Origin of the sequence: Leisingera sp. JC1, from assembly GCF_001679925.1 — a bacterium.
Classification (GTDB): domain Bacteria; phylum Pseudomonadota; class Alphaproteobacteria; order Rhodobacterales; family Rhodobacteraceae; genus Leisingera.
Genome location: NZ_LYUZ01000105.1, coordinates 22,805 through 35,770 on the forward strand (window position 1 = coordinate 22,805; position 12,966 = coordinate 35,770).

Annotated in this window: 12 protein-coding genes and 3 pseudogenes; 7 read left to right on the forward strand and 8 right to left on the reverse strand. The window is 63.8% G+C overall.

The window, feature by feature from the left end:
• Positions 1–125 precede the first annotated feature (125 nt).
• Positions 126–2,642 carry a cation:proton antiporter domain-containing protein gene (locus A9D60_RS17285; protein ID WP_065268739.1) on the forward strand — a complete coding sequence of 839 codons (2,517 nt, stop codon included), beginning with the start codon at positions 126–128 and terminating at the stop codon, positions 2,640–2,642.
• A gap of 231 nt (positions 2,643–2,873) precedes the next feature.
• A complete protein-coding gene (locus tag A9D60_RS17290; RefSeq protein ID WP_027233713.1) occupies positions 2,874–3,446 on the forward strand; it encodes a hypothetical protein in 573 nt (190 codons plus the stop codon).
• 94 nt (positions 3,447–3,540) lie between these two features.
• Here the strand turns inward: A9D60_RS17290 and A9D60_RS17295 are convergent, their stop codons facing one another.
• Both A9D60_RS17295 and A9D60_RS17300 read right to left on the reverse strand, forming a co-directional pair.
• Complete coding sequence (locus A9D60_RS17295) at positions 3,541–4,875, reverse strand: hypothetical protein (protein WP_065268740.1); 1,335 nt, start codon at positions 4,873–4,875, stop codon at positions 3,541–3,543.
• Positions 4,876–5,003: 128 nt separating this feature from the next.
• Positions 5,004–5,696: a Crp/Fnr family transcriptional regulator gene (locus tag A9D60_RS17300; RefSeq protein WP_027233715.1), complete on the reverse strand. Its 693-nt coding sequence runs from the start codon at positions 5,694–5,696 to the stop codon at positions 5,004–5,006.
• Positions 5,697–5,882: 186 nt separating this feature from the next.
• Here A9D60_RS17300 and A9D60_RS26640 point away from each other — a divergent pair, with 186 nt between their 5' ends.
• Positions 5,883–6,353, forward strand: coding sequence for a FecR domain-containing protein (locus tag A9D60_RS26640; protein WP_175392977.1), 471 nt, complete (start codon positions 5,883–5,885; stop codon positions 6,351–6,353).
• Positions 6,350–8,167: a CHASE2 domain-containing protein gene (locus A9D60_RS27255; RefSeq protein ID WP_065268742.1), complete on the forward strand. Its 1,818-nt coding sequence runs from the start codon at positions 6,350–6,352 to the stop codon at positions 8,165–8,167. Before A9D60_RS26640 ends, A9D60_RS27255 begins: the two co-directional genes overlap by 4 nt.
• Positions 8,168–8,176: 9 nt before the next feature.
• Here A9D60_RS27255 and A9D60_RS17315 read toward each other — a convergent pair whose 3' ends face one another.
• From A9D60_RS17315 to A9D60_RS17325, 4 genes and pseudogenes are all read right to left on the reverse strand, one after another.
• Complete coding sequence (locus tag A9D60_RS17315; RefSeq protein ID WP_441295063.1) at positions 8,177–8,440, reverse strand: transposase; 264 nt, start codon at positions 8,438–8,440, stop codon at positions 8,177–8,179.
• Positions 8,440–9,122, reverse strand: a pseudogene (locus tag A9D60_RS27480) (IS6 family transposase). The gene A9D60_RS17315 and the pseudogene A9D60_RS27480 overlap by 1 nt, the downstream one beginning before the upstream one ends.
• 44 nt (positions 9,123–9,166) lie before the next feature.
• Positions 9,167–9,277 (reverse strand): annotated as a pseudogene (locus A9D60_RS27040) (P-loop NTPase); the annotation flags it as partial.
• A 23-nt stretch (positions 9,278–9,300) separates the two neighbouring features.
• A complete protein-coding gene (locus A9D60_RS17325; RefSeq protein WP_065268743.1) occupies positions 9,301–9,903 on the reverse strand; it encodes a MarR family winged helix-turn-helix transcriptional regulator in 603 nt (200 codons plus the stop codon).
• Between the two features lie 141 nt (positions 9,904–10,044).
• Between A9D60_RS17325 and A9D60_RS17330 the strand changes: the two genes are divergently transcribed.
• A complete protein-coding gene (locus A9D60_RS17330) occupies positions 10,045–10,848 on the forward strand; it encodes a sigma-70 family RNA polymerase sigma factor (protein WP_175392978.1) in 804 nt (267 codons plus the stop codon).
• A 47-nt stretch (positions 10,849–10,895) separates the two neighbouring features.
• Positions 10,896–11,606: pseudogene (locus A9D60_RS17335) on the forward strand (IS6 family transposase).
• Between the two features lie 105 nt (positions 11,607–11,711).
• Here A9D60_RS17335 and A9D60_RS17340 read toward each other — a convergent pair.
• Positions 11,712–12,545, reverse strand: coding sequence for an MBL fold metallo-hydrolase (locus A9D60_RS17340; protein WP_065268745.1), 834 nt, complete (start codon positions 12,543–12,545; stop codon positions 11,712–11,714).
• Between A9D60_RS17340 and A9D60_RS27045 the strand changes: the two genes are divergently transcribed.
• The gene (locus tag A9D60_RS27045) at positions 12,540–12,788 is read left to right on the forward strand and encodes a hypothetical protein (protein ID WP_065268746.1); all 249 of its coding nucleotides are present in this window, start codon (positions 12,540–12,542) and stop codon (positions 12,786–12,788) included. The two genes, A9D60_RS17340 and A9D60_RS27045, sit on opposite strands and share 6 nt — an antisense overlap.
• Here the strand turns inward: A9D60_RS27045 and A9D60_RS17350 are convergent.
• The coding region (locus tag A9D60_RS17350) for a transposase (protein ID WP_141117925.1) at positions 12,760–12,966 on the reverse strand (207 nt) is incomplete at its 5' end. The genes A9D60_RS27045 and A9D60_RS17350 overlap by 29 nt on opposite strands.

A 12,966-nucleotide genomic window follows, 5' to 3' on the forward strand; every position in this document is an offset into this window, starting at 1 on the left:
TGCTGCCCAACAGCACCGGATTTGGCTGCGAATTTCCAAGCCGCCGCAATGGCGGGTTTGTGCGGCCGGGCAGTGGGGCTGCACTATTGCGTTCCTTCGCCTTCTGAAAACCGCTATCGGCAGATATGGATACCTGGGTTGTCATCTCCTTCATTGCCGTGCTGTTCTTCCTGATCGGCACGGCGGAGCCTTTGGCCGCGCGGCTGCGGCTGCCGTACAGCGCCATCATTGCCGTGATCGGCATCGTGCTGGGCCTTGGCGCCAGCTTCTTTTTGCGCACCGAACTGACCGATGCGCTCAACCCCGTGGCGGAGGCGATCCTGGGGCTTCCGATCCAGGCCGAGATCTTTATCTATGTTTTCCTGCCGACCCTGCTGTTCCAGGCCACCATCGGAATGGACCTGCGCGAGATGGTCGGTGACGGCGTGCCCATCATCGTTCTGGCGGTGATCGCCGTTGTGGCGGCGACCGGGCTGGTGGGCTATTCGCTGCACTGGGCGAGCAGCCTGCCGCTGACCGCCTGCCTGCTGGTCGGCTCCATCGTCTCGACCACCGACCCGTCGGCGGTGGTCAGCATCTTCCGCTCGATTGCCGCGCCACAGCGCCTGACCCGGATCGTCGAAGGCGAAAGCCTGCTGAACGATGCGGCGGCAATTGCGCTGTTTGGCCTGTTCCTCGGCTTCGTGATGGTCGGCGTTCCCGATCCCTCGATGCAGGAGGCGCTGGCTGGCTTTCCAATGCTGATCCTGGGCGGCGCGCTGACCGGCTGGCTGGCAACAAGGGCGGCGGTCTGGGTCATGAGCCTGTTTGCGGATTTTATACTGGCGCAGCTGTCGGTTTCGGTCGCCTTGCCCTATCTGGCCTATGTCATTGCCGAGCAGGTGCTGGGCGCCTCCGGGGTCATTGCGGTGGTGGCGGCGGGGCTGTCGCTGCATCTGGCGGCGCCGGGGCGGCTGACGCCGCAAGCCTGGACCAAGCTGTGCGAGAGCTGGGACCTGCTGGCGCATTGGGCGGGGGCGATGATCTTTGTGCTGGCGGCGCTGTTCATCCCGCGCCTGCTGCAGGAAATCCGGCTGACGGATTTCGGCCTGATTCTGGTGGTGATCGCGGCCGCCGTCGCGGCCCGCGCGCTGATCCTGTTTGTGCTGATGCCGGCACTGAGCTGGTCGCGGCTGTCGCCTGCCATCGACCGCAGCTACCGCGCAGCCATCCTGTGGGGCGGCCTGCGGGGGGCGCTGACGCTGGCGCTGGCGCTTGCGGTGACCGAAAACGCGCTGATCCCGCATGAGACCAAGCGCCTTGTTGGCATTCTCGCCACCGGCTTCGTCATGTTCACCCTGCTGGTTCAGGGCACGACCCTGCGCTGGGTGGTCGGCCGGCTCGGGCTGGACCGGCTCTCTGCCTTTGATGCGGCGCTGTCGCAGCAGGCGGTTGCGGTCGCACTGCAGACCGTGCGCGAAGAAGTGGCCGGCGTCACCCAAAGCTACCGGCTGAACCATGAAACCGTGCGCGACGAGGCCAAGCAGTTCGGCACCTGGCTGGACGAGGCGGTGCGGGCGGCGGAGGAAACCACCGGCATTCTGGACAAGGACCGGGTCAAGCTGGGGCTGATTTCGCTGGCCGCGGCGGAGCGCGAAGCGGCGCTGCGCCAGCTGCGGGAGCGGCTGATTTCCGCCCGCGTGACGGAGCAGCTGATCACCGGTGCCGACCGGCTGATCGAAGCCGTCCGGACCCAGGGCCGCTCCGGCTACCGCAGGCGTGCGCGGGGCATGCTGGCCTATGGCCGCGGCTTCCGCCTGGCACTGGCGCTGCACAACCGCCTGCGGGTGCCGGTGCTGCTGGACAGGCTGACGGCGGACCGGTTTGAATACATGCTGGCGCAGCGGGTCATTCTTGGCGACCTTGGCGCCTTTGTCGACAGCCGCATCCGCCGGATTCACGGAAAACGCGTGGCCCAGCTGCTGCACGGGATGCTGGCCCGGCGGTCGGAAGCGCTGGAGGCGGCCCTGGAGGGGCTGCGGCTGCAGTATCCCGGCTATGCCGAAGAGCTGGAGCGGCTGTTCATCCGGCGCGCGGCGCTGCGGTTTGAGGAGCGCGAGTACCGGACCCTGCATGAAGACGGGCTGATCGGCACCGAAGTGCTGACGGCCCTGCTGCAGGACCTGCTTGCCCGCCGGGCGCAGCTGGACAGCCGCCCGCGGCTGGACGTGGCGGTGCAGCGCACCGAGCTGATCCGCAGGCTTCCCTTCTTCGAAGCGCTGGACCGGCGCAGCCGCCGGCAGCTCCTGCGCAGCCTGAAGACCGTCCATGTCAATGCAGGCGGCCAGCTGCCGGACCAGGGCACCGGCAGCGTCTATTTCATCGCCTCCGGCGCGCTGGAGCTCAGGCGGGCAGGCCGGGTGACCCGGCTGGGGCGGGGCGACATGTTCGGCCATGCCGCGTTGCTGACCCCCGGTGCCCGCTTAGCCCAGGCGCAGGCCCGCGCCATCGCTCCGTCTGTGCTGCTGGAACTGCGCGAGACGGAGTTCCGCAAGCTGCTGGACCGCAGCGAGGCCTTGCGGGAGGCCGTGCAGGCGAGCCTGAGCGGTCAGAGGCCCGGCCCGGTTTTCCTGCCTGGCGCCGTTCAGAACCCGGCGGACTGACCGGCACGGACGCTTCAAAGCCTGGGACCGGGGCCTGCCGCGGCGGTTCCGCCAGAACGGCCACCTGTGCCCCCGGACGTGCGCCTGTCCGCTTTGCCAGCCCAATCATCCGGGCTAAGATTTGATCAGCGGGCCTTGGCGGCGGTTACGGGTTCGCATGGCCCGCCGCCGGGGGTCGCATGGCAGCAATTCATACCGGCCCCGGCTGGGCCTTTATTGCGGAGCGCCCCGATGGCTAAGACCAAATACATTATCGATACCGATATTCAGGCCAAGGCGAAGGTCACGATCATTGATCATGCCAAGCTGCAAAAGATGAGGAAGGGGGAGAAAGGCGTCCTGTTCGGAAAGCACTCGCCGGATTTGAAGCTGATGAACGCCAGTTTCGAATGGGATATGGACGGGAAGACCAAGAAAGCCGTCGGCCTGTCTTCGGTCACCCTGTCGATCCGCTACACCGGCCAGATCTACCTAAGCAAAGCCATAGATAAGAAATCCAAGTGCTTTTCCCTGGTCAAGGCGCATGAGGAGGAGCACCAGAAGATCTGCGTCAAGGGCGTCAAGGCGATGAATTCCGCCTGCCAGAAGATCCTGCAGAAACACACCGATGCGATGCTGCGCAAGTACAAGGGCGATTATGACGCCTTTGCCCAGGCCGAGGCGAAAGCCGCCCGGAAGGTGGCGATCGATGCCTACAAGGAAATCGATGACGGGCCGTTCTACAAGGTCGCCGTCAAGAGCCTGTCGATCGACACCGCATCGAATTACGCCAAGATCTCGCCCCACTGCTCGCAATTCGGGTGAGGGTGCAGAGGACCGCGCCCGCGGCTGAGGGAGCCTGATGATGACCGGCCATTCCGGCGGAACGCCGTGACCGGCCTGCAAAGCCTGGGAACGGTCATTCCCAGGTCTTGGCCTTCAGCCCCTTCCTGACCTCGGCGCGCAGTTCGCCCTCGATTTTCTTCACGTTGCTTCTGCAGAAGGTCTCGAAGGCCATATCAGTTACCGGATCGCGCTGCAGTAACTTGGCAATGCGTTCCCCAAGTTTTTTCTGGTCCATTTTCCCTTTGAGCGTGGTGGCATTCTGTTCGAGATACATGTGAACAGGTCTGCGACTGCTGTCAGACAGCAGGATCTTTTGGAGAATTTTGCTGGTTCCGCTGACGCCAGACCGCACGAACAGCTTGACCAGGACTTTGCTGGCGAGTTCCTTGTAAGCTTGCGAGGAAAACCGCTTCACCACGTTCTCGCCAAGCGCTTTAATCTCCTGCTCCAAGAGGCGGTCGGTCAATTTAGGTATCAGGGGCGATTTCGAGATCAGCCTCGTCGCCAATCTTGCTGCGACTCTGTTGCGGAGGATGTATTCAGCCAGTTTGGGAGCGACATATCCGCTGATGAACCTCGCAATAGTTGCGCCCGCACCGCCGGCGATTCCGCCCCGGAGCATGGCTTTGCCGATAGCCTTTGCTGAGCTCTTGTTGGTCACCGGGTCGCCAGCGATTACCTTGCCGATCTGGTTTGCACTCTCGGCAATGACCGCCGTGCCGGCGCCGATTCCGGTGCCCCAGGCAACTGTCGCCACAGCGGTGGCCGGAGCGGCAAGGGTCATCGCCGCGGCGCCGAATATGACGAAATTGATGTCTCGCACGAGGGAAAGGCCGGTTTTCCAGCCTTCGGCGGTGCCAACCACATCACTGAGCCAGTTGCCGAGACCGGTGCGGTACATGTTGATCTGCTTTTCAGCAAGCTTCATGCTGAATTCGAAGTGCTTGTAATCCCGCCTTTTGACGGTTTTTTCCAGGTTGGCGACAGCGCCGTTGGCCATCGCCTGCAAGGCCACCGGGCCGTCGCCGGACCGGATCAGGAACGAGATGATGAAATGCTCGTCGTCCAGGTCGTTTTGCATTTTGTGCCGGTATTTGGCGCTGTCCAGCTCCCGCTTCATCCGCTTCAGGCTCAGGTCCATGGCCCTGTTCAGCGCCGCTGTGGACTGCTTCCATTCCTTTTCGGACAGCGGGTACTGCTTGTTGCCGACCTTCATGACATAGCATTTCGCCTTTGGGTCCGGCGTATGCACGACCATGCCTTTCTTGAGCGGCTGCTTTTTCCGGTACGCCGCCGCCGCGGGTTTGTTCTTGGGGTGCTGGAGGAGGACTTTCAGGTCCTTGACCTTGTACTTCTTTGCAATATCCTCGAGCGTTTCGCTTTCCTTGACTTTGTGCTGAATCCACATGACCGGGCTCCTTCCGCCGGCGGCTGACCGCTCTGCGGTACAGGAGGCCGCCGGGTCCGCAGTCTAGCCCCTTGGCGGCCGCGGGCCTGTGACGCGCGTCACAGCGCGGGCATATGCGGAGAAGGGCGTCAGCCCGCCGCGGCAATTCTTGCCAGCCCGGCCGGGTCCAGAAGGATGATCCAGCCGTCAGCCAGGCCGATCAATCCCGCCTTCTGCCATTTGCGCAGGCAGCGGTTCACGTTCTCCCGCGATCCGCCGATCATGTCTGCGATCTCGGATTGCGACTGGGCCAGCCGTTTTGCCGGCCTGGCGCCGCCGCCGGACGCCAGGCGCAGCAGGGTCCGGGCCAGCCGGGGCGGCAGCTGGAGAAAGGCGATTTCCATCATCCGTTCGTCCGAGCGGCGCATCCGCGCGCACAGCAGTTCGATCAGCCTGACGGCCAGGTCCGGAGCGGTCTGCAGGACTTGCAGAAAGGCGTGCCGTTCGAGAATGAGCAGCGTGCAATTGGTCAGGGCATGCGCGTCTGCGCTGCGCCCGCCGCCGTCCAGCAGGGCGATTTCGCCGAAGACGTCGCCCTGGTTGAGATCGGTCAGGACGACATCGCGTGCGGTGGGCGCCATCGCGCTGATCCGCACGGTGCCGCGGGCGATCGCCATCATGCTGTCGCCTGGCGAGCCGCAGCGGAAGATCTGCGCGCCGGCCTCATGCCGGCGCAGATGCGCGCGGGCGGCCAGGCCGTGCAGCACCGTCCTGTCGAGCCCGGCAAACAGGGCGCTTTGTGCCAGCAGCGCAGCTTTGGCGGCGAGGCTTTCCTCCGTCATGGTCGTCACAATCCGCGTTTGGCGCCGGAAATCCGGCGATTCCGCATTTCATTTGGTCATCCCCTAAAACTAGGCCATTATGGGCATCTGATCATCATGCTGAAGCGGTCTTGGCGAAAACGCGGGGGGTGCATGTTGAGGAAAGCGTTTCTGATTTTTGCCAGTGCTCTGGCTGCTGCCGTTGCGGTGAGCAGCGCAGCTGTGGGCCAGCAGGGTGGGTCCTGCCAAACAACCGAAGCGAGCGATCCGCCGCGGGTCATTCTGAGCTGCGCGAACGGGCTGGTCATTGAGGCGGAAGCCCCGGGCGCAGGCGCATCCGGATTCCGGCTGCCGGCCCTGCAGGCGCCGCCCGTGTCGGTCGATGTGACCAGCCGGGGCGTGTTGGTCACGCTGCCGCCCGGCAAGGGGCCATTTCAGATCATGACCCCGCACGCCATCGTTTCGGCGCGCGGCACCCTGTTCGTTGTGGACGTCACTGCAGCCGGCACGGCGGTTTTCGTCGTTGAAGGGCTGGTCGAAGTGCGCCGCCTGGATGGCAGCGATCCGGTGGAGCTGGGCGGGAGCGACGGGGTCACGGTGTCGGCGGGAACGCCGATGGAGGTGAAGCAATGGCCCGCTGAGAAGGTTTCGGCACTCCTGATGCGCTTTGGGCGATGAAGTCGCGGCTGCCGCTTTGGGCTGCAGCGGCGGCGGTGATCGCCGCCTGGGCCTGGGCCGGGCTGCTGGGGGTTCACCATATCGCGGGGCGCGCCAGCGCCCTGGACCGGGCCGAGGCGGTGTTCGCCGACTGGCGGCTGCTGATCGCCGGGCCGCGCCCCGCGCCCCGGGACGTGACGGTTGTTGCGCTGGATGATGCCACCGTGGCGGCGGCCGGCGGATACCCGGTCAGCCGCAGGGCGCTGGCGGAGCTGGTCCGCGCGATTGCAGCGGGCGGCGCCAGGATGGTGGCGCTGGACCTGCTGCTGGCCGACGGGACCGAAGCTGACGGCGAGCTGGCGCGGGCATTGGAGAGCCTTCCGGCGGTGATCGCGTCAGCCGGGCTGTTCGGCCCGGACGAAGCCGGCCGGTCGGCGGTGCCGAAGACCTCCGGTGAAATCAGGCCGCGGCCGGAGTTTGCCGCCGCCGCCTCGGTGGGGCTTGCCAATATCTCGGCCGATGCAGGCGGCACGCCGCGGCACCTGCCATTGGTGTTCGAAACTAGTGAAGGCCTTGCCCCGTCCTTTGTCCTGCAGGCGGTTTCGCTGTTCCTCGGCGATGCCGTGCCGCTGGTGCCAGGCGGCGCGCGGGTGGCGGGGGAGGTCCGGCCGATGGACATCGCCTGGCATCTGCCGCTCCGGTACTACGGGGCGCGCGGCACGGTCAGGACAGTCAGCGCGCAGGCGCTCTTGGACGGGGCGGAAGCCGGCCTGGACGGGCAGCTGGTGCTGCTGGGGGCGACGGCAACTGCGGTCGGCGACCGTTTCAGCGTGCCCTTTGACCAGGTCATGCCGGGGGTCGAGATTCTGGCGACCGGCATTGCCAATTTGCTGCACGGCTCTCAGCTGGTGCGCGACGGCCGGGTGCGGCGGCTGGATGCGGCGGCCACGCTGGCGCTGGCGGCCTGCGGCGTTCTGGCGGTATCGCTGCTGCCGCTGGCGGCGGGAAGCACGGTTTTCCTGGGCCTGCTGGCGGGTTGGGCTGCTGCGGCCGCGCTCCTCTTCGGCAATGGCTACTGGTTCAGCCTGGCGCTGCCGCTTGCCGGTGCGGTGCCGCCGGTTTTGTGCCTGGTTCTGGTGCGCCAGATGTTCGACCGGAGGCAGGCCAAGCTGCAGGTGATGGCCCGGCAGGCCCTGGGCCTGTTTCACGCTCCGGCTCTGTCCCGCCGGATTGCAGATGATCCGGCCTTTCTCAAATCGCCGCGCGCGCAGGACGCCGCGATCATGTTCGTCGATCTGGGCGGGTTTACCGGCACCTCCGAGCGCCTCGGGCCGGCCGCGACCCGCGACCTGCTGAAGGAGTTTCACCAGCTTGTCGTGGAGGAAGCCGACCGGCTGGGCGGCGTTGTGCTGGATTTCATGGGCGACGGCGCCATGATCGGCTTTGGCATTCCGGACCCGGGGGCGGAGGATGCGGAGCAGGCGCTGCGGGCAAGCTTCGGCCTGGCAAGCCGTATCCGGTCCTGGATTGCGGATTCGCCGGAATGCGCAAGCCTGAAGGGAATGCGGGTGGGGGTGCATTGCGGCCCAATCATCCTGTCGCGGCTGGGTCATGAACGGCAGCAGCAGATTTCGGCCTCCGGCGATTGCGTGAATGTGGCCAGCCGCCTCATGGAGGTCGGAAAAGCGCATGGGGCGGCGATCACCGCGTCGTCCCGCCTGCTGTCGCGTGCAGGCCGGACGGCGGCAGACCTGCCCCGGCCGGATGTGACGAAGCCGGTCGAGATCCGGGGGCGCCGCGGAGACATCGAAGTTGTAATGTGGATGCCGGCCTAGGATCAGGAATCATAACCAGTAGATGACGGTTGCTGCGAGGGCGATGGCTGAGAGGAAGACTTTCGGACAGCGGTCATAGCGGGTTGCCACGCGCCTCCAGTTCTTGAGCCTGCCGAACATGATCTCGATGCGATTCCGCTTCTTGTACAGGTGCTTGTCATATTTGACCGGGATCTTGTGCTGCTTTCGGCCGGGGATGCAAGAGCGTATCCCTTTGTTTGGGATTGCCAACTTATTTGCGGATGATTGAAAAGTTGTGGGACCCTTGTCAATCAGGCGGCTATTTCAGTCGCATAGGTATTCCAGAGGTCGAAAGCATCGGTCCTGGCGTGGAGGTAAGAGATGGTGGAGAGTCGATAGCGGCGGGGGCGGAAGATCGTGTTGATTTGATCGTGAGCGGCGAGGAACCTCTGGGATTGCCCGGGTGACGTGAAGCGGCCCATCAACTTCTCGCGTATCCGGGTTGGCCTGTGCGATCCCTCAATCCGGTTGTTCAGGCCCTTGTGCGCACGATGATCGGCACCCAATGCAAGGTCCTGGATCGGCTTGAAATAGCTGCGCAACTTGTCCGTGATTATGACACGCGCCTCACCGAACCGGTTGATCAGCCTTGCCAGAAACCGCCTTGCAGCCTTGGCGTTCCGCTGCGGCTGAACGAAAATGTCCAGCACGTCGCCGCTCGCGTCGATCGCCCGCCAGAGCCAGTATTTCCGGCCGCAGATCGGGATGACCACCTCATCGAGATGCCATTTTTCGGCTGCACCGGGCCTGTCTCGCCGGATGCAATCGGCAAAATGGTGGCCAAAGCGGTTCAACCGTTGCCGGATTGTTTCCCGACTGACCAGCACGCACGTTCGGCGAGGAGATGCTCGACATCGGCAGTGCTGAGCGCAAAGCGATGGTAGACCCAGACGGCATAGGCGCTGATCTCGCGCGGGAAACGAAAACCCTTCATGCGTGAGGCGTAACCAGTTCAGAACGCGCAAAGAAGTTGGCAATCACACCAGCATCCACGATGCCGACAGACAGACCAGCATCGGCCATGGCAACGGCGATGTTCGCGGTGACGGTGGATTTGCCTACGCCGCCCTTGCCGCTGCTGATGGGGATCATGCGGGGGGAGTGAGGTTTGTTCACGTTGCGCCATGACGGTCTTCTTCATTCTGTGCGCCGAACGCCGGACCACGATAACTGCCACACAGCTTGTCGATATCAGCGTTTGCCAACTGCACCGCCATGCAGGCGCAATAGGCCGTGCCCCCTGAGGTCCCAAAGTGGCTGCAGTCCCGGCAAGTGCCAAACGCGGGCACACCCCTTTGGCCAGCCAGCGCGGAGGCCAGTCTCGACAGCGTGTCAAGAAACCGATCGCGCTCTGCAGTTTCCAATTGCTTGATCACGCCTACTAGATCGCGGAGCGGATCGTAGGCCAGCATCTCATAGGCCGTTTCGGTCAAGTCGAAGCACACGCTGCGGCCGTCTCTCTCCGAGCGCCGCCGCGTAATCAGACCCCGGCTCTCGAGCGACTTGATGATCTGAGAGGCTGTGCCCCGCGTCGTCGCCTGGAAGCTGGCGAAGCTCGATGGGGTGCGCGTGCTGCCATTGGCACGCGCAAAGAAGCGTAAGCAGGTCCACTGCGCTGCTGTTAGTTCGGAGCGCCCATCTTCGATCCTTGTCGACCGGCCGACATGGGTTAGCAGTTCCGCAATGCGATCCGGTGTCTGGAACTCATCAATCATGCCATACTGGTATCGAATCTAAACTATTTTGACAATAGCGATGCGGTTATAATAGTATCGTTTCAAAATCAATGACGGTAACCTATGGACAAGCATATACGGAACTGGGGAAGCCGCGCGCACCGCGTACGTAGTACGGACATGCTGACTGCGGACGAGGAGCGCTATCTGGTCCGAGCCTGGCAGGAACATGGCGACAGCCGCGCGCGCGACAGGTTGATCAACGCTTTCGCGCCCATGGCTGCATCAGCTGCAAAGCGGTTTAAGCCGGGTTCCGGAGAGGCCGACCCGGATTTGGTCCAGCAGGCAAACATTGGACTGTTGAAAGCCGCAGATCGCTTTGATCCTGATCGCGAAAATCGTTTCGCGACCTATGCGGTCTGGTGGGTGCGTGCGGAGGTGCAAGCCTACAAAAGGGCGAACATGTCTATTGTCAAGCCGCCCAATTCCCCGCAAATGCGCAGGGCGGCCGTACAAATTGCGGCCCTTGATGCGGAGACGGCAGCCAATCCCCGGATCGACCGCGCGGAAGCCGACGCGCGGCTCGCCGCTTCGCTTGGCGTCGACGCCAAGCGGGTGGATGAGTTGCGAGCACAAGTCACGAGACGGGACCACTCCCTGAATGTCCCCACCTTCGGTGATGAGAGCGAGGATCGTATCGCCCTCCTGGTCGATCCGGAAAGTCTCCAAGATCCGGCTCCCCTGCAGAGGTTGGAGACAGCGGTGCTGCGCCGCAAGCTCGTCGAATTGCTATCCGCCTTGCCAGATCGTGAACGCGACATCGTCGTCGCGACGCAGCTCCACGACCCTCCTGCAACCTTGGAAAGTCTCAGTACGCGATACGGTATTTCGAGGGAACGCGTCCGGCAGCTGCGCGAACGTGGTTTCGAGAAATTGCGGAAGGCCATGCGCCAACGAGACCTGACGCCGAAGAGCTTCTTGTAGGGGATTGCCAACTTGTTTGCAGAGCGGTGCCTGGTTAGGCGTTGAGTATAAATATACCGTCCGCCATGCCCCGCCTGAAAGGCTACCGTTTTCCTCGTGAGGTCGTGGCATATGCCGTCTGGGTCTACCATCGCTTCGCGCTCAGCACTGCGGATGTCGAGGATCTTCTCGCCGCTCGGGGTATGATGGTCAGCCGGGAAACGATCGGGTAATGGGTAAACCGTTTGGGGGTCCACTTCGCCGGTTGCATCAGGCGTGACAGACCGGTCGCAGTCGACAAATGGCATCTCGATGAGGTCGTCATCCCGATCAATGGAAGAAAATACTGGCTCTAGCGGGCGATCGACGCGAGCGGCGACGTGCTGGACATTTTCGTTCAGCCGCAGCGGAACGCCAAGGCTGCAAGGCGGTTTCTGGCAAGGCTGATCAACCGGTTCGGTGAGGCGCGTGTCATGATCACGGACAAGTTGCGCAGCTATTTCAAGCCGATCCGGAACCTTACGCCGGGCGCGGATCATCGCGCACACAAGGGCTTGAACAACAGGGTCGAAGGATCGCATAGGCCAACACGATAACGCGAGAAGCTGGTGGAGCGGTTCAAATCGCCCCGACAAGCACAGAAATTTCTGGCTGCCCATGATCAGATCAACACCGTCTTTCGCCCGCGCCGCTATCAACTCTCCGCCATCTCAGATCGCCATGCCAGGGCCGACGCGTTCGATCTCTGGCATGGCTATGCTGCCGAAATGTTCGCCTGACAGGCAGAGCTCTCGCTCCTCTCAATCAGGAGAAAACAAGTTGGCAATCCCTGGCTGAGGTCGACGGGGTGCCGGGCAAGACGCGCTGCTGCGGGTGCAGCCGGGTCAGGCCGGGTTTCCGATGCGGATGACTTCCAGGTGTTCGGGCACCCGCGACGGGCGGCCCAGTTCATGCGCGAGACGCCGCCGGAGCGCGTCAGAGGCTTCGGGCTCGCCATGCGTCAGATATGTCATGGCAGGCGCCGGGCCAGAAGCCATCCAGCGCAGCAGCTCATCGGCGTCGGCATGGCCTGAGAAGGTCTGGAGCTGGGCGATCTGGGCACCGATGTGATAGTCCTGCCCGAATATGCGCAGGCGGCGCTCGCCTGCGGCCAGAGAGGCGCCGCGAGTGCCGCCCGCCTGATAGCCGGAAAGCACAATCATGGTCCGAAGGCGGCGGCCGAAGTTCACCACGTGATGCAGGATGCGCCCGCCGGTGATCATGCCGCTGGCCGAGATGATGACCATCGGGCCTTCGCGCGTGTTCAGTTCCCTGGACTGGGCTACTGAATTGATCCGGACAGGGAGCTGAACACGCGCGCAGTCCTGCTGGGCAATCCGGTGCTCGGCGCAGTGGCGGGCATAGATGTCCGTGGCATCCGTCGCCATCTGGCTGTCGAGGAATACGGGAACCCGCGGAATGCGGCCGGCCGTCATCAGACGGGAGAGCAAGTATATGATGCCCTGCGCGCGGCCGACGGCAAAGGCGGGGATCAGCACGATGCCCTTCTGCTTCAGAAACGGGGCCAGGATACCAGCCAGTTCGTCTTCTGGGGAAATGGCAGGGTGCAGGCGGTCGCCGTAGGTCGACTCGCAGACCAGCACATCGGCGCCTGCAAAAGGTTCCGGCGGCGGCATCAGCGGATCGCGGTCCTGGCCGAGGTCGCCGCTGAAATGCACCGTCTTGCCGCCGGCCCTGACCCGGATCTGACCAGTCCCCAGCAGGTGGCCCGCCCGGATGAATTCGGCGCTCAGGCCGCCGCCGAGATCCAGTTGCTTGCCGAAGGGGTGGGCCCGGAACCGGCGCAGCGCCGCCCGGGCGTCCGCTTCAGTGTCAATGAGCGTTCAAAACTGGCTCTGACTCAGTTTTGGTGCAACTTCGGCCTCCCTCAGATCAGAGCGCTTGAACGAGCCGCGCTTTGAGCAGGTCGATGTTCGCCCTTCCATACATCTGGCGTTTGAGCGTCTTGAGGCGGTTAATCTGCCCTTCAGTCTGCCCGTTCGACCATGGTTCCCGAAGCGCCGCGGCGACGGCTGCCTGATCGCGCCGCAGCCCGCGGGCAAAGGCACCGAGCAGCCCGTCTTCCGCTTCATTCAGCCA